19 protein-coding genes and 4 tRNA genes are annotated in these 23,231 nt (G+C 69.2%); 10 read left to right on the top strand and 13 right to left on the bottom strand.

Translation table 11 applies throughout. From position 1 onward, the window contains the following. The first annotated feature begins 33 nt into the window (after positions 1–33). Positions 34–738, top strand: coding sequence for a DUF2786 domain-containing protein (locus tag ABZS37_RS08130; RefSeq protein ID WP_355166766.1), 705 nt, complete (start codon positions 34–36; stop codon positions 736–738). Positions 739–752: 14 nt separating this feature from the next. On the opposite strand, the gene ABZS37_RS08125 is transcribed toward ABZS37_RS08130, so the two are convergent. Beyond that, positions 753–1,280, bottom strand: coding sequence for an SRPBCC family protein (locus ABZS37_RS08125; RefSeq protein ID WP_355166764.1), 528 nt, complete (start codon positions 1,278–1,280; stop codon positions 753–755). Positions 1,281–1,446: 166 nt separating this feature from the next. Here ABZS37_RS08125 and ABZS37_RS08120 point away from each other — a divergent pair, with 166 nt between their 5' ends. After that, on the top strand, positions 1,447–2,373 hold the full coding sequence (locus ABZS37_RS08120) for a hypothetical protein (RefSeq protein ID WP_355166762.1): 927 nt from the start codon (positions 1,447–1,449) through the stop codon (positions 2,371–2,373). A gap of 35 nt (positions 2,374–2,408) precedes the next feature. Here the strand turns inward: ABZS37_RS08120 and ABZS37_RS08115 are convergent, their stop codons facing one another. The 3 genes from ABZS37_RS08115 to ABZS37_RS08105 all read right to left on the bottom strand — a co-directional run bounded on the left by ABZS37_RS08115 (position 2,409) and on the right by ABZS37_RS08105 (position 3,436). After that, positions 2,409–2,798: a CrcB family protein gene (locus tag ABZS37_RS08115; protein ID WP_355166760.1), complete on the bottom strand. Its 390-nt coding sequence runs from the start codon at positions 2,796–2,798 to the stop codon at positions 2,409–2,411. Positions 2,799–2,803: 5 nt separating this feature from the next. Next, entirely contained in the window at positions 2,804–3,172 is a 369-nt protein-coding gene (locus tag ABZS37_RS08110; RefSeq protein ID WP_355166758.1) for a CrcB family protein, read from the bottom strand. Between the two features lie 197 nt (positions 3,173–3,369). Beyond that, positions 3,370–3,436, bottom strand: a tRNA-Phe gene (locus ABZS37_RS08105). A 388-nt stretch (positions 3,437–3,824) separates the two neighbouring features. On the opposite strand from ABZS37_RS08105, the gene ABZS37_RS08100 reads away from it, so the two are divergent. Genes ABZS37_RS08100 through ABZS37_RS08090 form a run of 3 tightly spaced genes read left to right on the top strand, consistent with a single transcriptional unit; the run spans position 3,825 to position 9,064 of the window. Further along, the gene (locus ABZS37_RS08100; RefSeq protein WP_355166756.1) at positions 3,825–5,813 is read left to right on the top strand and encodes a GNAT family N-acetyltransferase; all 1,989 of its coding nucleotides are present in this window, start codon (positions 3,825–3,827) and stop codon (positions 5,811–5,813) included. After that, complete coding sequence (locus ABZS37_RS08095; RefSeq protein ID WP_355166754.1) at positions 5,810–6,289, top strand: hypothetical protein; 480 nt, start codon at positions 5,810–5,812, stop codon at positions 6,287–6,289. The genes ABZS37_RS08100 and ABZS37_RS08095 overlap by 4 nt, the downstream gene beginning before the upstream one ends. 60 nt (positions 6,290–6,349) lie before the next feature. Then, positions 6,350–9,064 carry an ATP-binding protein gene (locus ABZS37_RS08090; RefSeq protein WP_355166752.1) on the top strand — a complete coding sequence of 905 codons (2,715 nt, stop codon included), beginning with the start codon at positions 6,350–6,352 and terminating at the stop codon, positions 9,062–9,064. A 328-nt stretch (positions 9,065–9,392) separates the two neighbouring features. Here ABZS37_RS08090 and ABZS37_RS08085 read toward each other — a convergent pair. From ABZS37_RS08085 to ABZS37_RS08050, 8 genes are all read right to left on the bottom strand, one after another. Continuing rightward, positions 9,393–9,466 (bottom strand) — tRNA-Phe (locus tag ABZS37_RS08085). Between the two features lie 98 nt (positions 9,467–9,564). After that, positions 9,565–9,638: transfer RNA gene (locus ABZS37_RS08080), tRNA-Asp, on the bottom strand. A 31-nt stretch (positions 9,639–9,669) separates the two neighbouring features. Continuing rightward, a tRNA-Glu gene (locus ABZS37_RS08075) sits at positions 9,670–9,742 on the bottom strand. Between the two features lie 154 nt (positions 9,743–9,896). Beyond that, positions 9,897–10,685: a polysaccharide deacetylase family protein gene (locus ABZS37_RS08070; RefSeq protein ID WP_355166750.1), complete on the bottom strand. Its 789-nt coding sequence runs from the start codon at positions 10,683–10,685 to the stop codon at positions 9,897–9,899. A 74-nt stretch (positions 10,686–10,759) separates the two neighbouring features. After that, positions 10,760–11,704, bottom strand: a complete 945-nt coding sequence (locus tag ABZS37_RS08065) for a MerR family transcriptional regulator (protein ID WP_355167078.1) — start codon at positions 11,702–11,704, stop codon at positions 10,760–10,762. Next, on the bottom strand, positions 11,694–12,314 hold the full coding sequence (gene idi / locus ABZS37_RS08060; protein WP_355166748.1) for an isopentenyl-diphosphate Delta-isomerase: 621 nt from the start codon (positions 12,312–12,314) through the stop codon (positions 11,694–11,696). Before idi ends, ABZS37_RS08065 begins: the two co-directional genes overlap by 11 nt. Continuing rightward, positions 12,311–13,792: a phytoene desaturase family protein gene (gene crtI / locus ABZS37_RS08055; RefSeq protein ID WP_355166746.1), complete on the bottom strand. Its 1,482-nt coding sequence runs from the start codon at positions 13,790–13,792 to the stop codon at positions 12,311–12,313. Before crtI ends, idi begins: the two co-directional genes overlap by 4 nt. 28 nt (positions 13,793–13,820) lie before the next feature. Further along, the gene (locus tag ABZS37_RS08050) at positions 13,821–14,963 is read right to left on the bottom strand and encodes a polyprenyl synthetase family protein (protein WP_355166744.1); all 1,143 of its coding nucleotides are present in this window, start codon (positions 14,961–14,963) and stop codon (positions 13,821–13,823) included. Positions 14,964–15,028: 65 nt separating this feature from the next. Here ABZS37_RS08050 and ABZS37_RS08045 point away from each other — a divergent pair, with 65 nt between their 5' ends. After that, positions 15,029–15,952 (top strand): phytoene/squalene synthase family protein, encoded by a 924-nt coding sequence (locus ABZS37_RS08045; protein ID WP_355166742.1) that lies wholly within the window; start codon positions 15,029–15,031, stop codon positions 15,950–15,952. Then, a complete protein-coding gene (locus tag ABZS37_RS08040) occupies positions 15,949–17,274 on the top strand; it encodes a deoxyribodipyrimidine photo-lyase (RefSeq protein ID WP_355166740.1) in 1,326 nt (441 codons plus the stop codon). The genes ABZS37_RS08045 and ABZS37_RS08040 overlap by 4 nt, the downstream gene beginning before the upstream one ends. 13 nt (positions 17,275–17,287) lie before the next feature. On the opposite strand, the gene ABZS37_RS08035 is transcribed toward ABZS37_RS08040, so the two are convergent. Next, complete coding sequence (locus ABZS37_RS08035; RefSeq protein ID WP_355166738.1) at positions 17,288–18,364, bottom strand: serine hydrolase domain-containing protein; 1,077 nt, start codon at positions 18,362–18,364, stop codon at positions 17,288–17,290. A gap of 91 nt (positions 18,365–18,455) precedes the next feature. Between ABZS37_RS08035 and ABZS37_RS08030 the strand changes: the two genes are divergently transcribed. The 3 genes from ABZS37_RS08030 to ABZS37_RS08020 all read left to right on the top strand — a co-directional run bounded on the left by ABZS37_RS08030 (position 18,456) and on the right by ABZS37_RS08020 (position 23,168). Next, positions 18,456–19,931, top strand: coding sequence for an FAD-dependent oxidoreductase (locus ABZS37_RS08030; protein WP_355166736.1), 1,476 nt, complete (start codon positions 18,456–18,458; stop codon positions 19,929–19,931). A gap of 519 nt (positions 19,932–20,450) precedes the next feature. Beyond that, positions 20,451–21,455 carry a LacI family DNA-binding transcriptional regulator gene (locus ABZS37_RS08025; RefSeq protein WP_355166734.1) on the top strand — a complete coding sequence of 335 codons (1,005 nt, stop codon included), beginning with the start codon at positions 20,451–20,453 and terminating at the stop codon, positions 21,453–21,455. A 333-nt stretch (positions 21,456–21,788) separates the two neighbouring features. Continuing rightward, on the top strand, positions 21,789–23,168 hold the full coding sequence (locus ABZS37_RS08020; RefSeq protein ID WP_355166732.1) for an extracellular solute-binding protein: 1,380 nt from the start codon (positions 21,789–21,791) through the stop codon (positions 23,166–23,168). Positions 23,169–23,231: the final 63 nt, after the last annotated feature.

Here is a 23,231-nt window from a genome sequence, read left to right as displayed (position 1 = left end):
GTTGTGTCCGGCCCATGTGGTAGCTCTGTAGGCATGTCCGAGGCCATGCTCAGCAAGGTTCGCAAGCTGCTGGCCCAGGCCGAGGACCCGGCCTGCACGCCCGCCGAGTCGGCCGCGTTCACCGCCAAGGCGACGGAGTTGATCGCCCGCTACGGCGTCGACCGGGCGCTGCTCGCCGCCCGCGACCCGACCACCGACCCGGTCGGCGACCGGGTGCTGGACATCGTCGCCCCGTACGCCCGCGACAAGGTCGGTCTGCTCGCCGCGGTCGCCGAACCACTGCGCTGCCGCTGCGTACGCCGCCGGCAGGGCAACGGCTTCGCGCTGCACCTGTTCGGCTTCGCCAGTGACCTGGAACGGGTCGACCTGCTCTTCACCTCACTGCTCGTGCAGGCGGCGCACGGCCTGGCCGCCACTGCGGTGCCCGCGGACGACCATCCCGCCGCCTTCCGCCGCTCCTGGTTGGCCGGGTTCGCGCAGGTGATCGGGGGCCGGCTCTGGGCGGCGGAGACGGCTGCGGCCAGCGAGTCGGGCACGGCGTCGGTGGCGCTGGTGCTGGCCGACCGGTCCGACCGGGTGCAGCGACGGCTCGTCGAGGAGTACCCGAGGTTGCGCACCGCACCGCCACGCCGGCTGGGCGGCACCGGCTTCGGTTCGGGAGCGGAGGCCGGTCGCCACGCGAACCTGGGCGGTCGGGACGTTGGCGGCTCCGCTGTTGATCGTCGGATCGGCCGCTGATCCGGTGGGGTCGGTCAGGCGGGACTGGTGGGGCGGTGGCGCGACACCGTGGCGACATAGCGGGTGAGCAACTCGTGCCAGCCGGCGGTGAGCGCCTTGCGGTATCCCTCAGCAGCCTCGCCGTGCCGGTCGAAGTGCCGGTGCTCCAGCTTGACCGCGGTGCGCTCAGGCCCCTCGGGAAGGAACAGCACCTCGACCTCGCTCGCACGGGCCGGGTCCGGCACCGGCATCCGGTCCGGGCCGATCTGCCAGACGAAGACCAGTCGGCGCGGCGGGTCCCAGGTGAGCACCCGGCCCCAGTCGGCGCGGAAGCCGTACGGGCCGAGCTCGTAGAGCATTCCGCCAGCCCGGGGCTCCATGCCCAGCTCGGCGAGAGCATCGGGACCGGACCAGGTGTATTCAGCCACCCACCAGTCGGTCAGCTCGTCGGTGAAGACCGCGAACGCGTGCTCGGCGGAGGCCGGGACGAGGAGGTTGCACCGTAAGGAGAACCGGTCGATGTCCTGCCGGATGTTGGCCGGATCGATCATCTCCTGTCCCATAGGCCCGGACCATACCGGCTGATGCCCGGGTGTGCAGCTTCGCGCGGTGCCCGGTTCCGGACAGTGGGTTGCCGAGCCGTTACGGACGGGATGCCCCGCCGGAAAGCGGGTAACCGCGCCGAACGGCCCGGACGACCGGGCCGGTGTGCAGGCGGGGCGGGAGAGCATGAGCGAGAACGCGCAGCAGCGAGAGTCGGACAGAAAGGTCGACAGCGGCGATCCTGACGTCCTGCTCGACATTCCGAAGGTCTCCGTCGACTCGATCCGGCTGGCCGTCGACGGCCTGGACGCCGACCTCTCGCTGCGGGCCCGGGTGGCCAATCTGCTTCAAATCGACGCCGGGGTACGGGTGCACCTCAGCGGCGGCGAGCTGGACATCAACGGGGTGCACGCCGAGGCGGAGCTGCGGGTGCGGTTGGAGCAGTTGACCAGGATCCTGGGGCGTGCGCTCGACACGCTCGACAACAACCCGCAGATCATCGAGGCCCTCGCTCGGACGGCCGGCACCGCCATCGACGATGTGAACCGCAGCGCGCAGCAGTTGGCCGCGGGGGCCGCGCAGGTCAGGGCTTCGGCGCGGAGCTCCGACGGCGTACTCGACGAACTGGGCAAGCAGGTGGGCACGGCCGGCGCCGACCGCGCCCGACCAGGTCCCGGCCGACCAGGGTCAGGTCCCGTCAGCTCGGGTTCCGGTGCCGAGAGTTCCGGGCCTCCTGCCGGAGGTCCGGGACCTGGCGCTGGTGGAGGTCCGGGACCTGGCGCTGGCGGACCCGGGCCTCGAGCCGGGGGCCCCGGGCCGGGTGACCAGGTACGACCGGAGTCCGGCGGCGCTGAGGGCCCGGCGGGGTCACCGACCGGGCAACCCCGCAACCGACCCGAGTCGCCCGCCCCCGGTCCCAGCCCGTCGGAAAATGGTGACGGCGGCGGCGGCGGCGGCGGCGGTCTGCCGGCCGGGGCGCAGGCCGCGGCACAGAGCGCGGCGCAGCTCGCCGAGCAGGCGGGGGAGACCCTGCGACAGGCCGGGCGCAGCGTGTGGGAGGCGATCCAGGGCGGTATGGCGCAGCACCGCCAGCAGGGGCGCCGAGATCAGTGACGAGGGGCGGGTGGTGACGCCCGGCAGGCCATGGACTAGATCAGTGAGCCGAGCCACAGACCGAACGCGGCCAGCGTGAGGCTCGCGCCGAGGCTGCCCAGCACGTTGAAGGCCTCGACGGCGCCGTTCTTACGCAGCAGCCCCACCGTGTGCCACTCCTCCGTGGAGAAGGTGGTGTAGGCGCCGAGGAAGCCGACCCCGGCGATCGCCGCGAAGTCCTGTGCCCCACCGGTGGCGTTCTTCACGGCATAGCCGGTGACGATGCCGAGCACGAAGGCACCGGAGACATTGATCAAGAAAGTGCTCGCCGGGAAGGCCTGGATGGACCCGCTGACCCGTGCCTTCCACCATGGCTTCACCAGCGCGTCGACCCCGGCGCGGCTCAGCGCCCCGAGCCCGCCGGCGAGGAACACCCCGATGCCCACCCACATCAGCGTCGCCCCTCCGCGGGACGCCCCACCCGGAGTTCTGCGAGGCGGGCGCCGAGCGCGGCGGCGATCACTCCACCGACGATGCTCAGGACGAGGTAGATGATGCCCACCCCACTGCGCCGCGCCCCGATCAGTTGATCCGACTCGACGATGAAGTGCGACCACGTGGTGAAGCCACCGATGAGACCGGTCGAGAGGAACGGTTTGCCCCACGGTCCCGGCAGCCGGTGCGCCGCGAGCAGCGTCATCACGGCGCCGAGGGCGAAGGCGCCCACCATGTTGCACAAAGGTGACCCAGGGGAAGTCCGGTGGCGTGGATGGGGCGAAGCCGAGCCCCAGGACGTACCGCAGGGTGGCGCCGATGCCACCGCCGACGATGATCGCTAGGACTGTCACCCACCCATTTACTCACCGGCTTCGGCCGTAAGGCTCAGGTCGGAAGGGCCTCACCCGTTTGGTCGAGACGGGCCGCCGTCAGAGAGGGCCGCAGGCCTCCGGGTGAAAAGCAGAACGCCGACCGGCGTTTCCGCTGATCGGCGCTCCTGTAGCCCGGCGAAAGGCTATGTGGCCAGGGGCGGGGTCGAACCGCCGACCTTCCGATTTTCAGTCTGTGGTCACTCGATCTCCTGACCAGCATCTATAGCCATTTGTCCGGATCCCCTATGTATCAAGTTCTACGGAACGTGACATTGGAATGCAGCTACTTCGCCTCCCGTGCCCCCGTGGGGGCACGAGAAACGAAGGGCGTGCCCGGCCATGGCCTCTGATCGCGAGCCCCTGGATCGAGGACCCTTCCTCTCTCGGTGCTCACTACTACGGCTTAGTGGCGGGACACGCCGGAGTTGTGACGCCAGACGTTCACTTGAGCCCTTCAGGCGGCGCTGCCCCAAAAGGTGGCTTCACACGGTGCGATCAATCGTAGACACTGCGTTCATGTCGGTTGATCCAACAGGGCGTTCACTGCCCGGTATCACCCTGGCTCGGGCCCGAGCGGGGAACGAGAGCGATGTCAGTACCGCAGTGGAGATCGGCAACCGATCGAGTGCCACGCTTGGGCTGCTACCCATTGCCGAGTACCGTGCGGCGGCAGGCCGAGGCAATCTCCTGCTGGCGCGCGCCGACGGTGAAGTAGTGGGCTATGCGCTGTACGCCTTGGCCAAGAACCGGGTCCGGCTGACACACCTGTGCGTCGATCGACAGTTTCGCGGGCTCGGCATCGCAAGACAACTCGTTGAGCAGATCAGCGCAAGCCATGCTGACCACCTAGGCATTCAGGTGCGGTGCCGGCACGACTACGGCCTAGGCGAGATGTGGATCCAGCTTGGATTCAGCCAGATGTCGGAGAAGCCGGGACGCAGTAAGGCTGGCCACATCTTGGTGGCTTGGTGGCGCGACCACGGCCACCCGACTCTTTTCACCCGCCTGAGCGAAGACGTACTGGTACGCGCCGCTGTGGACCTCAACGTCCTGCGCGATCTGGCGGAGCCTGACCGGACGGACACCCGCGATGCCCGGTCACTGATCGACGACCAGATCACCGACCGGCTCGAACTCGTACGTACGGGCGCCCTCGACGCCGAGATCAACAGCATTGAGGGGGCCTTGCGGTCTCGATGCACCGCACAGGCCCAACGTATGACCCAAGTACGTGCGGACCGAACGCGTACGGCTGAGTCTCGTGAAGAGCTCATGGCCGCCGCGAGAGCGAAGGTAGCCAACTATCCCCGCTCTGCCCAGGACGAGTTCGATCTGAGGCACGTAACGGACGCCGTGGCGGCCGACCTCAACCTGTTCATCACCCGGGACGAGGAGTTGACGCGTCTGTTCAGGGATGTAGCCGAGCAGCAGTTCAGTCTGAGGATCATGCATCCCTCAGATGTCGTGATCCATCTCGACGAACTTGTGCGCGCCGAGGCTTACCGCCCAGCAGCCCTGCTGGATACCGCATTTCGTCGCCAGCTTCTCGGGCTTGGTCACGACACCGACCTGCAGGGGATGGTCAACACGCGGACCGGCGAACGCCCACGGGACTTCCAAAGACGACTTCGCGATCTTGTCCTGGCTCACCGGGAGCGAACCGGCCTCTTCGGGCCGGACAACGAGCTGGTGGCCACCTTCAGCGCTCACCGCGATGGGTCTGAACTCGTCGTACCGCTAGCTCGTGTCGTCGACCATCCTCTGGGTGACACGCTGGCTCGGCAGCTGCTGTTCTTGCTACGCCAAAAGGCGCGGCAGGTCGGTGCCGCTCTGATCCGGCTCGCCGACGCCCACACAACTGCTGCGATCCGCCTGGCAGCCCTAAACGACGGGTTCCGCGCATTCGAGGACCACCTGCACGCCTACGCTCTCGACGCGTGCGACACGGCCGCGCAGGTGAACCATCGAGCCGCCCTCGCAGCCCGGGACGTTGGGCTCCCTGAGCCGACGCAGTTAAGATCGGGCATGCCCGCTGCAGCCGCCGCCGAGGTCGAACGTACCTGGTGGCCGGTCAAGATCACTGACAGCGAGATCCCCACCTACCTGGTTCCCATCCAGCAGGTGTTTTCGGCCGACCTGCTTGGCGTGCCGCAGACCATGTTTCCGCGACAAGATGCACTAGGGCTCAGCAGGGAACATGTCTACTACCGCAGCCCTGGCGGCATCACCCCACAGGCTCCGGCGCGCTTGCTGTGGTACATGAGCGGCACCGGACGGGATGCACCGCACGCGGCAGCTGTCATCGCCTGCTCCCAGTTGGACGCGGTCCTCATCAGTACACCTGCGCAACTGCACAGCCGGTTTAGGCACCTGGGTGTATGGGACTACAAGCAGGTGGAGCAGGCAGCAAAGGACAACCTGGTCCAGGCACTGCTCTTTACAAACACGGAGATCTTTGCCGAGCCCGTCCGTCGAGGCCGGTTGCGCGAGCTCGCCGAGACCCGCGGTGGGCACCGCGTCCCGTATCAGCCGCTGCGGATCTCCAACGAGTTGTTCGCTGCCATCTATCAGGAAAGCCGGGCAACCTTATGACGACCCAGCGAGTTCTGCTGTTGTCCCTGCGGCCCCGCTTCGCCGAGGCGATCCTCAGCGGGGCCAAGACCATCGAGCTGAGGCGCCGACCGATCAACGCCAAACCTGGAACTAAGGTCATCCTCTACTCCAGTGCACCTGTGATGGCCATCGTCGGAACTGCCCGCCTCAACCAAGTGATGGTCAGCAACCCTCAAACAGCGTGGAACGTCCATCACCCGGCTCTTGGCCTTCGTAAAGACGAATACGACGCCTATCTCGATGGCAGCCAACTGGCTTACCTGCTACATCTCAGCCAGGTTTGCACCCTCAACGAGCCGCTGCACCTCCATCGGCTACGCCAAGACGGCGGCTTCCACCCGCCGCAGAGTTTCCGCTACGTGGCCCCATCAGACCCGCTACCTCTTCGAGAACTCGTGGGGACCATCGAGCACTGGAACGGCAACCGACAGCGCTCAACGCCATCGAAGGCATAAGCAAGCACCCGTGATTCGACAAGTGCCGGGCGGCGCCTGTCCGGCAACTAAGGGGACGACGTGACCATCAGTGACCTTGTGGCCGCCCCTGACCGGCAGGCGGAGCCTTTAAAGACGCTGGCACACGTCGAGTTCCAGCTGCGTGTGCTAGGGCTGCTTTGCGCCGCCAGTGCCCGAGGCCGTACAAGGTTAAGGACGCCGGGGTCGCTCGACGTCTGGTCCAGGTACATCCTCTTGAACCGGTCTGCACTGCAATGCTACTCCTGCGAGGCCACCGCCGTAGAAGTCGCCGAGAGCATAGACGTCGAGGTAGCTCCCGGCACATCGGTCCGTCAGATGCGCAACCAGGTTTTCCATGGTGGACCCGACCCGAAGAACGTCGACCTCGACGCTCTACACCGGTTGGTCACTTCCAACGCGGAGAAGGTAGTCGAGATCCACGCGCACGGCCACTTCACTCGGCTGGAGCCGTTTTTCATCGAAATCGAGGGCGAGCTCGCCGCACTGAACGACTATTCGGAAGGATCCGCGACCTACTGGCCACGGCGGGCTCCGGCGACCGACATCGCTCAGCAGCCTGTGCTCGACGCTCTTCAGGAGCTGGAGCCGCAGGGCGGCGACCGCCAGTTGGAGAGCTTCGCCTTGGATATCCAGAAGGATCTTCGCGGGTTCGCCCAGCGGGAGTCGATCCAGGCTCTGGTCGATCCACCGCATCCGATTGTGGTCCGCTGGGACTTGCGCACCTCCGATGGCACGAAGCCGCGGGTGGACCATTTTCATCTGCAGCTCGACGGTGCCCGAGTGTGGCAGTCCGGGTCAGGGCCTCGGCCGTACAAGGCATTCCTGGCGGAAATCTGCAACTGGACGCTTCTCAAGGAGCGACTCCTGGAGGAACTCGAGGAGCAGGTCAGGCGTGAGGGGGTGGTCAACGAGGAACTGTTCGGGGATCTGAAGCGTAATGTCCCCGACGTACCCGCTCTGGTCCGCGTCGCCGGTGGCCAGATCGGTAACAGTGGCGACATGACCATCGCGCGGGCGTGTGGGGAAATCACTGCCATGACAGACACGTACCGCGGCTACACAAACCTCATCACGTTGACCGGTGAGGCCGGATCCGGAAAGACCCACAGCCTCCTGCAATACGCTCGAGACTCGCTCGTCGCCCGTGGCGAGCTGACACCGCTCGCGATCTACATCTCGTCCAGCGGGACAAGCGCGAACAGCCTCGACACGCTCCTCGATAACCGGGCTAAGAGCACTTTGCTCCTCAACAAGGCATCCGCCCTTGCGTTGTGTCGGGCAGGTTTGGCGATTCTGGTGATCGATGGCTTCGACGAGTTGCTCGGCTTCCGCTCCTACGACAATCCGCTGTCCGGTCTGAAGCCGATTCTGGATGAGCTGCGGGGCCGCGGAACCGTCATCCTCTCGGCGCGGTCCAGCTATGCAGAAGCCCGGCTCCGCAAGAACCTGGAACTCCACGCTCCGATGGAATGGCCGCCATACGTGGTGGCTCTCGAACTGCTGCCGTGGCGGCAGGAGCAACTGCGGGAGCTGACTAGCCGGCTACCCGTCGAAACCGCAGACCGGCATTTGTCTCCGGAAATCCGGCAGCTGTTGACCACGCCCTTCTTCTGCTTAGCCTACGCCGCGTGGGCCCGCTCCCCGGCACAACTGCAGTTCCTTCAGTTCGTCGTTGAGCGGTACCTCCAGCGGGAACGAGGCAAGCTGCGCGGCCCCGATGGTTCGGAGCTCTTCGACTCCGAGGCGCTGGCCGCGATCTTCTGCGAGGTCGCGGACCTGAGTGCCCGCAGTGCCATGCCTGCGGTCTCCGAGGAGGATCTCGGGCTTGCCGCCGGGTCGGCGTTGGGACGCGAGCTGGCCAACCCCGAGAAGCGCCGGCTCGGCTCGCTGTGTGGCATGAGCGCCGAGTGGTCGGAGGACGAGCAATGGTTCAAGTTCACCCACCTCGCCATTGCCGAGCACTTCCTCGCAATGCAGGTTGCCCGACTGCCCCTCGACCAGGCCACATCGCTGCTGGTTAGCGCACCCATCTCGGCGCTTTGCGCTCAGCTGATTGTCTCGATCCTCCAGTCGGAGTCCGGCCGTACGCCTGCCGACCTGGTCGCGTCGCTGCAGCAGTGGGTCGCCGCAGTGGAGTCGTACGACGAAACCCTTCCAGGAGCAATCAGTCTCGGCGAGCTGTGGGCGAAGGCGTACGGGGTGGGTGAAGGTGATCGCGCTGTACGTCGAATTACGGTCGAGCGCCTCGAACTCGGTGGTACAGGCCGCGTGTCGTTGCACGAGGCCCGTATCGAGAACCTGGTGGTAGGGCCGGGAGTCGAACTCCAGATGACCGCGAGCCACGTGGACCGGCTGGATCTGTCGAAGGCGACGGGTTCGGCTCTGCTAGGCGACTCGTACAAGCAGGTCCTGGAGTTGCTAACGCAGGGCGAGCTGGCCGTCGGGCAGGCGGGGATCATGCGTGCTCTCGGGATCGAAGACGACTTGGCCGACGAACTCAGTGAGATCGATGACTATTTCAAGTCAGAGATCAGTTTGGCCCGGGGTCCAATCATCGTGGGGGCGCGCGACTACGCTCCGGAGGCGGACAGCAGGGCCGCCTGGACATTGAACTACGGCTTGCCAGCGTGGCAGAGCTTCGTCCGCCGCATGCTTGACGAGGGGAAGTTCACCCGTGAAAAGGTGGACGCAAGCGGCCGCCGTAAGGTCCGGCTGCGCCGGACCGAGAAGTTCGACGACCCCACGGATCAGTGACTTTCTGCCACTAGGGGAGCGATAGTTGATCGACCTCCCTGCGAAGCGATCACCAGCACTACCGGGGTAAAGGACGAAACGTCATCAACCGCACCTGACGGTGAGCCTCAGGAGCCAACCTCTGGAGTGGCCCCTGCGGTTGCTCCAGGGCCTCAACTGGAAGGAAAAGTGGTCGGCGGATCGAGCTCGGCGGCCGCTGCGTGCCCCCACTGTGCCCCCAGAGATCATCAGTGGGGGAGTAGCTCATCGATGAAGATCGGTGAACAAAGCAAGATCCCCACCTGCGTTTCCGCTGGTGGGGACCTCTGTAGCCCGGCGAAAGGCTATGTGGCCAGGGGCGGGGTCGAACCGCCGACCTTCCGATTTTCAGTCGGACGCTCGTACCAACTGAGCTACCTGGCCGTATCGCTCGGCTCATGCTACCCGTCAACCGGACGAACCGACGGCAGGTGACATGCTCCGATACGCAGAACGCCGCGCGAGGCGCGGCGTCAGCGCTGCGGTCCTGACGGGACTTGAACCCGCGACCTCCGCCTTGACAGGGCGGCGAGCACTCCAACTGCTCCACAGGACCTAGCTTGTGTTGCTCCGGCTTGCGCCGGTCGTGCCCCCAACGGGATTCGAACCCGTGCTACCGCCTTGAAAGGGCGGCGTCCTGGGCCGCTAGACGATGAGGGCGGCCCCGCCATCATTGCACATTCGCAACTTCAAGCGGACTTGCTCCCATCCGGCCCCGCCGGAGGCTTGGAAAGCATACGTGATGCCCGGTCGGTCGACAAAATCGGTATCGGCAAGGGCTTGGGCCGGCTCATAACCGCAGGTCAAGGCCGTTTTAGTGGAGTCGGGTGATGCCGAAGCGTTGCTTCAGGTCGGCGATCAGGTGGGGGCAGGCGGCCAGCGTCGCGGCCCGGTTGCCGCCCCCGTCGTGCAGCAGCACGATGGCGCCGGGGCGGGTGGCGGTGTGGACTCGCTTGCCGATCGTGGCAGCGTTCGGCTTGTCCCAGTCCTGTGGGTCCACCGACCAGTGCAACGGGCGCATGCCGAGTTTCTTCGCCACCCCCAGCACCTCCGGCGTCCACCGGCCGCCCGGCTGCCGGTAGAAGGACACCTTCGCGCCGGGAGCCGCCGTCCGGATGGCCTTGTTGGTGCGGGCCAGGTCGGCCTGAATCTCGGCGACAGGTCGCCGGGCCAGGTCGAGGTCGTGCCGCCAGCTGTGGTTGCAGAGCTGGTGTCCCTCGCGGACGATCCGCCGGACCAGCTCCGGGTGGCGCTGCACCTCGCGACCGACCACGCAGAAGGTGGCGGTCACCTTGGCGGCCCGCAGTTGGTCGAGCACCTTGGGCGTCCAGGCCGGGCTGGGCCCGTCGTCGAAGGTCAAGGCGACCGGGCGTACGCCGGTGGTGCGCCGCAGGCCGGCCGGGAGCTTGTCCGGCAGCGGCCGCAGCGGAGGCTTCGGCGGCTTGGTGAGGGTGGGGTGCGGCGACGGGGTAGGGGTGGGTGGCGTGGTCGATTCCACCGGCTGCGGGGCGCCGGCGGGTGCGATGGTGCGGTCCGGCTGGGCACAGCCGGACAGGACCAGCGCCAGAGCGAGGACGGACGCCAGGGCGGCGCGGGCTTGCATCTGCTCGCTCCCGGGGGGTCGGGGTAGGCGGACGCCCCGACGCTAGTTCACGTCGTCAGCGGGCGACAGTGCGATCAGTCACCCGTCGACTGTTCCAGGGAGTCGCGGACCGCGACGGCGAGCGAGACCGCCTCGGCCAGGTCGACCGGTCGCACCACCCCGGCGGGCAGCGTGTCGGCTCGCCAGCCAGGGCCGGCGGCGAGCACCAACAGCGGGCGGCGGGGCGCCGCGAGCAGCGCGCTGAGCTGGGCCGGGTCGGCGGTGGCCCGGGTGTGCGACCAGAGCACCACGGCGGCCGGTCCGGTCCGGTTGACCGCCTCGACGAGGGCGGTCACGGGCACCCTGGCGCCGAGCATCCGGTAGCTGACTCCGGCCTCCGCGAGAGTGGCTGCCAATGCCTCCAGCGGCAGGGTGTGCTGCTCCTCGTCTGCGCAGGAGAGCAGGATCCGGGCCGGCCCGGTGGGCACCTTGGCCCGGCTGGCCGCTGAGAGAGCCTCCGACACGCAGCGGGACACCAGGTGTTCCACCTCGATCAGGCCGGCCGTGGCGGCGTGGCGTTCGCCGATGCCGGCGAGCACCGGACGGAGCAGGCCCTCCCAGGTGGCCACGACCCCGCCAGCAGCAAGGGCGTGCGCGATCGTCTCGCTGATCGCCGCCGCGTCCAGCCGCATGGCGGCCCGGGCCAGCCCGCGGGCTGCCGGGCCGGCGCGACCCACCGGGATGGTTCCGCCACCGTCGCGGCCGGATGGGAGGACCCGGCTCCCGGCGACGGTGCCGGTGGGAGCCGGATCCGGAGCCTGGCGCGCCCAGCGGGCGGCCTCCGCGGGGCTGACCCCCTCGGCCGTGAGCCGTCGCATGATCTCGAGGCGGGCCAGGTCGGTTGGCGTGTACCGGCGGTGGTGACCGGGGATGTGCTCGCTGGGCCCAAGCCCGTAGCGCTGGTGCCAGGTGCGCAGGGTCGTCACCGCGACCCCCAGCCGGCGTGCGACCGCGCCCGCGCTCAGCGCTTCATCGGCCACCCGACCGCTCCGCCGTGTCATCGGCCGACGATCCGGTCGGGGTCACGGCCCGGCGGGATGTGCCGGACATCGGCCCCGAGGGGCGCAGCAGCCGGTTCACCACCCCGCCCAGCCAGGGCGCGTACGACCGGGGGTCGAGGTCCAGTTCGGCCTCCAACGCGGTGGGATCGGCCCATCGCAGCTCGGCCACCTCGTCGGGGTCCGGCAGTAGCGGGGCCGCGGGCAGGAACTCGCCTCGCAGCACGTGGTCGTACTCGAATTCGACCCGACCGGTGGCCGGGTCCTCGGCGTAGTACACGTAGACGCCGACCTCGGTCAGCTCGACCGGGCCCGCGCCCAACTCCTCGCGCAGCCGACGGTTGGCCGCCTCGGCGAGCGACTCGCCTGGCCGCGGGTGGCCGCAGCAGGAATTCGCCCAGCGCAGCGGGAACCGGGTCTTGACGGCGGCCCGCCGCTGAAGCAGCACCTGGCCGTCCGGGTCCACCAGCAGCACCGAGAAGGCCCGGTGCAGCTGCCCCGGGGGCTGGTGGGCGGCCGCAACGGTCGTCTCGCCGTGGGCCCTGCCGGTGTCGTCGACCAACTCGACGAGGTGCTCCTCGCGGCTGCTCATCGGCCCTCCCCGGTGATCCGGTTCGCGGCGAGCTTGCCGGAGATCAACACCATCGGTACGCCGACCCCCGGTTGGGTCCCGGAGCCGACGAAGACCACGTTCGACAGGCTGCGGTGCAGGTTCGACGGCCGGAACGGGCCGGTCTGGAAGAGGGTGTGGGCGGCGGCGAACGGGGTGCCGGCGGCCATCCCCTGCTCCTCCCATTCGGCGGGGGTGATCGCCCGCAGCACCTCGACGCCGGCACCGAAACCGACGTAGCCGCGCTCCTCCAGGGTGCCGATCAGCTGGTCGGTGTAGCGCTGGGTCAGATCGCCGCGCCACTCGAACGGGGCACGGTGCAGGTTGGGCACCGGGGCGAGCACGTAGTAGGTGTGCCGGTCCGGTGGGGCTACCGAGGGGTCGGTTCGGCTCGGGTTCGTGACCAGCAGCGACGGGTCGCTCATCAACTCACCCCGCCGGATGACCTCATCGAAGGTGCCCTTCCAGGCGCGGCCGAAATGGATGTTGTGATGGGCGATCTTTGCATATGGCTGTCGGGAGCCGACGTGCAGAACGACGCAGGACGGCGAGTAGGTGAGCCGGCGCTGAGAATCGGTGGGGAGCAGGTCCCGGTAGGCGATCGGCAGATCGGGGTTGAGCACCACCACATCCGCCGGCACCAGTTCGCCGTCGGCGGTGAGCACACCGGTGGCTCGGCCGTTCGCGGTCTCCACCCGGGTCACCGTGGTGTCGTACCGGATCTGCACGCCGTGCTTCTCGGCCGCGCCGGCCATCGCCTTGGACACCGCGTGGATGCCGCCGCGCGGGAAATAGACGCCGGCCACCGAGTCGAGGTACGCGATGACCGCGTAGATGGCCAGCGCGTCGTGCGGCGCGAGGCCGGCGTACATCGCCTGGAAGGAGAAGATCCGCTGGGTACGGGGGTCCCGGAAGAACTGGTTGATCTTCGTCTGGAGGCGGCGGAAGGCCCCGCCGGTGAGCAGCTTGAGCAGGTTGCCGGTGATCAGGTCGGTAGGCGCGTCCAGGTTGCGCTCGATGAAGTCGGCCCGCTCCAGGCGCCACAGCTCCCGCGCGTAGTCGACGAAGCGCAGGTAGCCGTCGGCCTCGCGTGGCCCGCAGACCCGGGAGATCTCGGCCGCCATCCGAGTGGTGTCGGTGAGCACGTCGAGGGTCGAGCCGTCCGGGTAGTACGCCCGGTAGGCAGGGTCCAGCGGGGTCAGGTCCAGCCAGTCGTGCAACTCCTCACCGACCGCGCCGAGCGCCTCGGCGATCAGATCGGGCATGGTGAGCACGGTCGGGCCGGTGTCGAACTCATAGCCGTCCACGGCGAGCCGGCCGGCTCGCCCGCCGGGCACCGGCTCGCGCTCCAGCACCGTCACCTGTCGGCCGCTGCCCGCCAGGTGCAGCGCGCAGGCGAGCCCGCCCAGCCCGGCCCCGACGACAACCACCCGGTCCGTCCGTCCTGTCACCGTCCGCACGTGACCACCTCCTTGAAAAAGTCGCTCATCAGGCCCGCCGGTTGGTAGCGGCAGTGGCCAGCCCGGTCAGCGCGGTCCGCGCCGTCCGGTCCACGGGTGCGGCGTCGAGCGCGGCCAGCGCGTCGCCCACCCGCTCGGCGATCATCCGCTCCACCCTGGTCACCGCGCCGGTCTCGGCGACCAGTTCGGCGAGTCGGTCGACCGGCCCGTCGCCGGCCCGCTCCAACACCCTGAGCTGGGCCGGCGTGGCCAGCTCCCGGGCCACCATGAGCAGCGTGGTCGGCTTGCCGGTGCGGAGGTCGTCACCGGCCGGCTTGCCGGTGGTGGCCGGGTCGCCGTAGACGCCGAGCAGGTCGTCGCGGAGCTGGAACGCCTCGCCGACGGCCAGGCCATAGCGGGTGTACGCGGAGACCAACGAATCGTCGGCCGGCACCCCGGCCAGGCAGGCGCCCATGAGCATCGGCCGCTGGACGGTGTAGCTGGCGGTCTTGTAGCGGGCCACCCGCAGCGCCCGGTCGACCGACCAGCTGGCTGGGTCGTTCTCGCCGAGCACGTCGAGATACTGCCCGGCGACCGTCTCCACCCGCATCTGGTCGTAGCAGCGGCGGACCTCGAACAGTCGGGCCGGTGGCACCGCGGCGCGGGCCAGCAACCGGTCGGCCCAGACCAGGCAGAGGTCGCCGATGAGCACGGCGACGGCCTCGCCGAACCGGTCGGGATCACCCCGGTGGCCTGCGGCGATGTGCTGTTCGGCGAGCGCGATGTGCGTGGTGGGCCGGCCGCGGCGGGTGGTGGAGGCGTCCATCACGTCGTCGTGCACCAGCGCGAAGGCGTGCAGCAACTCGAGCGCTGCCAGCGCGGGCAGCACGGGCGGCAGGGCTTCGGTGCCGCCGACCGCCCCGCGCCAACCCCAGTAGGCGAACGTGGGCCGGATCCGCTTGCCGCCAGCCAGGACGGCCTGCCGCGCGGCGGCGGCGAAGCCGCCCATCGCGGCGTCTATCTCGGTGAGGGAGTCGACCTCGGCGGCGAGGAAGGTGGTCAGGGTGTCGTCGACCGCCGTGATCAGGTCATGGGTGTACGCGGCCAGCACGGCGCGGACCGGATCGTCCCTGTCGCCCGGCCCTGCCGGCGCTACACGGGTCGCATTGCCCGCAACTGCGTCGTTGGCCATGCGACTGAGCGTACCCTAGGCTACGAGTTGCGTCGATTGCTGCGTCGATAAATGAGGAGGGGGCGGTGGACACTGATCTCACCGTTGCCTATGACCGGTGCCGTGAGCTGCACCGACGTCATGGCCGCACCTACTATCTCGCCACCCGACTGCTTCCCGCTTGGAAACGACGACATGTGCACGCCCTCTACGGGTTCACCCGGTACGCCGACGAAATCGTCGACCGCACCGAAGACCTGCCGCCAGCCGAGCGGGCCGCCCGCCTCGACGACTGGGCCAGCCAGTTCGTGGCCGGCCTGCACGGTGCGCCAGTCAACGACCCGCTGCTGCCGGCCGTGCTCCACACGATCGCCGTCTTCGATCTCGACCGGGACGACTTTGCGTCGTTTCTGAAGAGCATGGCGATGGACCTGACCGTCACCGCGTACCCGACCTACGACCACCTGCTCGACTACATGGAGGGCTCGGCGGCGGTCATCGGCACCATGATGCTGCCGATCCTGGGCAGCTCCGACTCGGCTGCGGCACGGGAGCCGGCGCGGCAGCTCGGCTTCGCCTTCCAACTCACCAACTTCATCCGGGACGTCGCCGAGGACCTCGATCGGGGCCGCACCTACCTGCCGGACGAGGACATGGCGAAGTTCGGGGTCACCCGCGACGAACTGTCCGAGGCCCGCGCCAGAGGGCGCGGTACGCCCCGGATCCGCGAGCTGATCGAGTACGAGGTGACCCGTGCCCAGGCGCACTACGCCGCTGCCGCGCCGGGTGTCACCATGCTGGCGCCGGCCTCACAGGCCTGCATGCGCACCGCGTACGCGCTCTATGGCGGCATCCTCGACGAGGTGGCCGCGCAGGACTACGACGTCTTCGTCCGGCGGGCGCTGGTGCCGCAGCGGCGACGGATGGCGGTGGCCGCACGCGCCCTGCTCAGCTCGACCGGTACGCCGGTCACGATCCCCGGGCCGACGGTCCACCCGGCGGGCCGGTGACCGCGAGCACCGCGATCGTGCTTCTCACCCGCGACCTGCGGGTGCACGACCACCCGGCGCTGGCCACCACCTGTGCCGCCTTCGACCGGGTGGTGCCGTTGTATGTGCTCGACCCGGAGCTGGCCGGGCTGTCGGCCAACCGCATCCGGTTCCTGCACCAGGCCCTCGCTGACCTGCGCGCCGAGCTGCGCGACCGCGGTGGAGACCTGGTGGTGCGCCACGGCGACCCGGTGGCCGAGACGATTCGGCTGGCCGGCGAGGTCGACGCCACCGCCGTCGCGCTCTCCGCCGACGTCAGCCGCTACGCCCGCCGGCGGGAGCGGCGACTGCGCGCCGAGTGCGAGCGGCACCGGCTGCACCTACGACTGTTTCCCGGGCTCACCGTGGTGGAGCCGGGCGCGTTGCGGCCCGGTGGCGGCGGTGACCACTACCGGGTGTTCAGCCCGTACCACCGGGCCTGGGCGGCAAACCGGTGGCGCGAGGAGCTTGCCGCACCGCGCCGGGTGGCGCTGCCCGACGGCGTGAGCGTGGGCCAACTGCCGGCGCTGCCGACCGGGGACTCGCCGGACGCGGCGGTCGGCGGCGAGCGGGTCGCCCGGCAGCGGCTCACCGACTGGCTGCCCGACCTGGGCCGGTACGACGACCAGCACGATGACATGGCCGGCGACGACACCTCCCGGCTCAGCCCGTACCTGCGCTTCGGCTGCGTGTCCCCGCTGGCGGTGGCCAACCGTGCCGGCGACCGGTCCGGGCCGTTCGTCCGGCAGCTCTGCTGGCGGGACTTCTACTACCAGGTCACCGCCGCATTCCCGCAGATCTCGACCTCGGCGTACCGGCGGGGCGTCACCGAGCAGTGGCGCTACGACGATGACGCGTTGGCGGCCTGGACGGAAGGGCGGACCGGGATGCCGATCGTCGACGCCGGGATGCGACAGATGCGGACGCAGGGCTGGATGCACAACCGGGCCCGGCTGATCACCGCCGGCTACCTGACCAAGCACCTCGGGCAGGACTGGCGGCCCGGGGTGGCGGTGTTCTTCCGGTGGCTGCTGGACGGGGACGTGGCGAACAACTCCGGCAACTGGCAGTGGGTCGCCGGCACCGGCAACGACACCAAGCCGTACCGGGGGTTCAACCCCGTCCGGCAGGCCGAACGGTACGACCCGACCGGTGACTACGTGCGCCGGTGGGTGCCGGAGCTGGCGGGGGTGCAGGGCAAGGCCGTGCACCAACCGTGGCGACTGCCGGACCAACTCCGCAGCACCCTGGACTATCCACCGCCGCTCTCCGTGCCGGGCACCGACCCGGTCTGGATGCGCTGACCGGGCGGTTGGGTCAGAGCACCGAGTGCAGCACCTCGGCGAGCTCGTCGACCCGGTCGTGCTCGGCGAGCTGGGCGGTGGCGTACGCGAAGGTGTAGCCGCGCTCCGGGTCGGCCCACGCGCTGCTGCCGCCGAGGCCGCCCATACCCCAGCTGCCGTCGGGCTCCCACTGCATGCCCAGCGTCCACCGGGCCGTGCGGTCCAACACCAGGTCCGGCCCGTCGTACTGGACCCGGGTCGCCTCCGCCACCAACTCCGCGCTGAACAGCCGGACGCCGTCCAGGACACCACCGGCGAGCAGACCGGCGTAGAGCCGGGCCAGGCCGGACGCGGTGGCGTGCAGGTTGACCGCCGGCATCTCGACGCCCCGCCAGAGCGCACTGTTCAGCACGGCGAGATCCTGACCACCGGCCGGATTGCCCATCGCCCGTGCCCGCAGTGAGCCCGGCTCGCCGAGCGCCCGGGTCGGCCACTCCGGGTCGCCGTACCGCAGATCCGCGCAGCGCCGCTGGTCGGCATCGGCCAGCCCGAAGCCGAGATCCAGCCGCCAGGGACCGGCGATTTCCTCGGCCAGGAACCGGCCCACCGACCGCCCGTCGACCCGGCGGAGCACCTCGCCCACCAGGTGCCCGTACGTCCAGGCGTGCTCTCCGGCCACCGAGCCCGGCGCCCACTCGGGGTCGGCGGCGGCCAGGTCGCCGGTGAGCAGCGTCCAGTCGGCGATCGCGGTGGCCGGCCGGGGCACCGGGAAGGTCGGAAGCCCGGCGGTGTGCGACAACACCTGACGCACGGTGGCGGGGGTGCGGAACTCCGGCCAGTACCGGTCGACGGGCGCGTCGAGGTCGACCTTCTCCCGGTCGACGAGCGTCAACAGGCAGAGCGCGGCCACCGGCTTGCCGACCGAGTAGACGTTGACCAACGTCTCCGGCAGCCACGGCTCGCCGCTTGACCCGTCACTGGTCCGGGAGCCGCCGACCAGGTCGACGACGGGCTGCCCGTCGTACCAGATGGCCAGGCTGGCGCCGGTCTCCCGGCCGGAGGCGAGCAGGTCGTGGAAGCAGTCCCGGACCGGGGCGAAGCGTGGGTGCATCCCGCCACGGTAGGCGGGCCGGCCCGGTGAGCGCGCCGACTTTTCTCCGGCCCTGGTGGTCGGGGCGGTGGCGCTGGGGGATGCTGTTCCAGTGGCGGAGCCGGAGCTGGTGGATGTGGTCGTGGTCGGGCTCGGCGTCGGTGGCGAGGAGGTGGCCGGGCGGCTCGCCGAGGCCGGCCTGAGCGTCGTCGGCATCGAACGGGATCTGGTCGGCGGGGAGTGCCCGTACTGGGGCTGCATCCCGAGCAAGATGATGATCAGGGCGGCCAACGCGCTCGCCGAGGCCCGCCGGGTGAATGGGCTGGCCGGGACGGCGCAGGTCCAGCCGGACTGGGCGCCGGTGGCGAAGCGGATCCGCGAGGAGGCCACCGACACCTGGGACGACACGGTCGCGGTGGAGCGGTTCACCGGCAAGGGCGGCCGGTTCGTCCGGGGCAGCGGCCGGCTCGACGGCCCGGGCCGGGTCCGCGTCGGTGACCAGGTGTTCCAGGCCCGGCACGGAATCGTGCTGGGCACCGGCACCCGTCCGTCGGTGCCCCCGATCGACGGCCTGGCCGACACTCCGTACTGGACCAACCACCAGGCGATCGAGGTCGAGGAGCTGCCGGAGTCACTGCTGGTGCTCGGCGGCGGAGCGATCGGCCTGGAGTTGGCGCAGGTCTTCGCCCGCTTCGGGGTCCGGGTCACCGTGGTGGAGGCGCTGGACCGGGTGCTGGCCGTCGAGGAGCCGGAGGCGTCCGAGGTCGCCGCCGCGGCGCTGCGCGCCGACGGAGTGCAGATCCACACCGGGGTACGCGCCGAGCGGGTCGAGCACGACGGGACCCGATTCACCCTGCGGGGTGGCGGCGGGGCGCAGTTCACTGCCGACCGGCTGCTGGTGGTGACCGGGCGCAAGGCTCACCTGGACGAGCTGGGGTTGGACACGGTCGGCCTGGACGCCAGCCAGCGTTACCTGCCGGTCGACGACCGGTTGCACGTTTCCGACGACGTCTGGGCCGTCGGTGACGTGACGGGCGACGGCGCCTTCACCCACATCGCCATGTACCAGGCGGGGATCGTGGTGGCCGACATGCTGGCCCGCGCCCGGCAGGCGAAAGCGGGGGCGGACGCCAGCGGGACCTCCAGCGTGGTCGGCGGCGCGATGGGCGCGTCCAGCTCGCTGGCCGCCAGCGGGTCGAGCGGGTCGGCCGGCACCATCCCGCGTGCCGACTATCGCGCGCTGCCCCGGGTGACCTTCACCGATCCCGAGGTTGGCGCGGTCGGGCTCACCGAGCGGCAGGCCCGCGACCGCGGCATCAACGTGCAGGTTGGCTTCACCAAACTCGGCAGCTCGACCCGGGGCTGGATCCACCAGGTCGGCGACGAGGGTTTCATCAAGCTCATCGCGGACGCCGACCAAGGCGTGCTGATCGGTGCAACCTCGGTCGGCCCGGCCGGCGGTGAGGTGCTCTCCGCGCTGGTGGTGGCGGTGCACGCGGCGGTGCCGCTGAGTCAGCTCCGGCACATGATCTACGCCTACCCGACCTTCCACCGGGCCATCGAGGACGCGCTGCACAACCTGTCCTGACGGCCGCGCTGGCTCACCGCCACCATCACCTCCCATAGCGCCCCCGGTGCCTCGCGCCCGCGCCTCGCGCCTCGCGCCTCGCCCGCGCCGCGCCTGCGCCCCGCCCGCCCGCGCCCGCGCCCTGCGCCTCGCCCGCGCCCTGCGCCCCGCGCCTCGCCCGCGCTTCGCCCGCCCCCGTCCCGCTCCGCCCCGCTCGGCCCCGCCCGCCCTGAGAAGCGTTATGACTGTGAGGCATATGTATGCCACACAGTCATAACGCTCAACGGGGTGACCAGGCTCCATCCGGAGAAGCACGTCGGGCGTTGACGGGGCGCAGACGCCAGCAGCCACAGTTGCTTCGTGGCGATGCTCAGCGAGCCAACCCAGCTCGTGGACCAGTTGGCGGCCAGCCGGGCCATCTCGTCGGCCGGCGGTCACGTGTCGGAATGTCGGGCGCTGGGCAGAATGCGGCAGCGACCAAGCAAATGATTGGCAGTTTGCTGTTCATTTCTTTCATTGTGGTGACGTACGATTACGACCGTGACCAAGCGGTTGACTGAAGTTGCCAAGAAGGCGGGCGTCAGCGAGGCCACCGTCAGCCGGGTGCTCAACGGCCGTGACGGAGTCTCCGAGTCGACCCGGACTGCCGTGCTGACCGCGCTGGACGTGCTCGGTTACGAGCGGCCGACCAAACTGCGCGGCGAACGCGCCCGGCTGGTCGGGCTGGTGTTGCCCGAGTTGCAGAACCCGATCTTCCCGGCGCTGGCCGAGGTCGTCACCGGGACACTCGCCCAGCGTGGCTACACCCCGGCTCTCTGTGCCCGGACCATCGGTGGTGTGTCCGAGATGGACTACGTGGAGATGCTCCTCGACCACCAGGTCTCCGGGGTGATCTTCGCCGGTGGCTCGTACGCGCTCGCCGACGCCCGGCACGATCACTACCGCCGGCTGACCGATCGGGGTCTTCCGGTCGTTCTGGTCAACGCGGGTGTGGACGAGCTGGGTTTTCCCCGGGTCTCCACGGACGACGCGGTGGCGGTGGAGCAGGCGTACGGGCACCTGCGCTCCCTCGGGCACGAACGGATCGGGATGGTGCTCGGCCCGGAGGGACATGTGCCGTCCCGGCGCAAGCTGAACGCGATGATCCAGGCCGCGGGCTGGGGCGACGACGACGCTGAGTACGTCGAGCGCTCCAGCTTCTCCATGGAAGGGGCGCGGGTAGCCGCGACCAAACTGGTCGAGCGTGGCGTGACCGGCATCATCTGTGCCAGCGACGTACTGGCGCTGGGCACGATCCGTGCGGCCCGACGGCTGGGTCGCTCGGTGCCGACCGACGTGTCGGTGGTGGGCTTCGACGACTCCGCGTTCATGACGTGCACCGATCCGCCGTTGACCACCGTGCGGCAGCCGATCGAGACGATGGGGCAGGCGGCCGTGGACCTGCTGGTCACCCAGATCGAAGGTGCCGGCGTGCTGCACGACGAGTTGCTGTTCGAGCCCGAGTTGGTGGTACGCGGCTCGACCGCACCCGCTCCCCGCCGCTAAGGACCGCACCAAACGACGCTTCGGCCGTCGACCGCATCTCGCGGTCGGCGGCCGTTTTCGTCGTTGCTCACAGCGAGCGGCATCGACCTGTATGACTGAACCACCATAAGGGATCAAAAACCAACAATCCGGGCTGCTTTCACAGGCTTGCCAACATCTGCCGTAATCACGTCGTGTCCTTTCGGAACAGGGTCGATACCTTGCCGAAATGAGTCCTCCTCGCTACAGTGACTCCACTCACACCTGGCTCCGACGCAGCTACTGGGCGTCAGGTCGTATCACCGCAGATCAGCGAAGGTCATTGGAGTCACCCGTTCCCGAAGGGATGGACAGATGTCCGTACCGCAATACCGAAAGGCTGCGGCGGTTGCGCTCGTGGCCGGCCTGGGGTTCAGCCTCACGGCATGCTCCACGAAGAGCGACGACAAGGACACGAACGCCGCCGGCAAGGTCACCATCACGGTTGACTGCCAGCCGGTCGGCGCGCAGAAAGAGCTGTTGAAGAACTGGAACGACGACGTCGTTGAGTTCCAGCGGCTGAACCCGGACATCGCCATCAAGAGCGTGAGCGTCGGCGAGCAGTGCAACAACCCGCCGGACTTCACCGCCCGCCTCGCCGGCGGCACCGTGACCGACGTCTTCTACGGGTACATGACCGATCTCCAGCAGGTGCTCGACTCCGGTCAGGCGATGGACATCAGCCAGTACGCCAACAAGGACACGATCCCGACCTGGGACAGCGTCGACCCGGCACTCAAGGGGGTCTTCACCGACGGCGGCAAGCTCTACGCCGTTCCGGTGAAGAACTACTCGATGGGCCTGGTCTACAACAAGGTCCTCTTCCAGCAGGCCGGGCTCGACGTGAACAACCCGCCCAAGACCTGGCCAGAGGTCCGGGCCGCCGCCAAGAAGATCTCCGCGCTCGGCAACGGCATCGCCGGCTACTCGGAGTACAGCGCCGGCAACACCGGCGGCTGGCACTTCACCTCCCTGCTCTACTCACAGGGCGGCCAGGTGCTGACGACGGACGGCAAGAAGGCCGACTTCAACAACGCCATGGGTAAGCAGGTCCTGCAGAACCTCAAGGACATGCGGTACGGCGACAACAGCATGGGCGCCCGCCAGCTGCTGCAGTGGGGCGACCTGCTGACGAACGCCGGCGCGGGCAAGGTCGGCATGTTCATCGGAGCGCCGGACGCCACCCAGGCGATCGTCAGCCAGTTCCAGGGCAAGTTCCAGGACTGGGCGATGAGCCCGCTGCCCGGCCAGGACGGCGCGGCGAAGGGGACGCTCGGTGGTGGCGAGGGCTACTTCTTCAAGAAGGACCTCACTCCCGAGCAGGTCAAGGCCGGTCTGAAGTGGATCGCGTACCAGAAGCTGACCCCGGGCAAGGGCCAGTTCGACTACGCCCGGGCCAAGCCGCAGAACTACCCGGTGGGTCTGCCCCAGCCGCTGCTCTTCGCCAACGGCAGTGAGGTCCAGAAGCAGGAGCTCGAGCTGCGTAAGGCGAACGCGAACGTCGACACGGCGAACTTCGCGCTCTTCGAGGCGACCCCGGTCGCGATCAAGGGTGAACCGCGCAACGCGCAGGCGATCTACGCGGTGCTCGACGCCGCGGTGTCCGGTGTGCTGACCAACCCGAACTCGAACATCGACGCGCTGCTCAAGACCGCCGAGGAGAAGGTCAACCAGCTCCTCGCCGCCGAGAGCTGACCGATCGTGTGGGGGCCGGGACGCCGACCCGGCCCCCACATCATCCGCACCGCATCGTCGACG

Source organism: Micromonospora sp. NPDC005413, assembly GCF_040606435.1.
Lineage (GTDB): Bacteria > Actinomycetota > Actinomycetes > Mycobacteriales > Micromonosporaceae > Micromonospora.
This window is presented reverse-complemented; position numbering and strand designations above follow the sequence as displayed.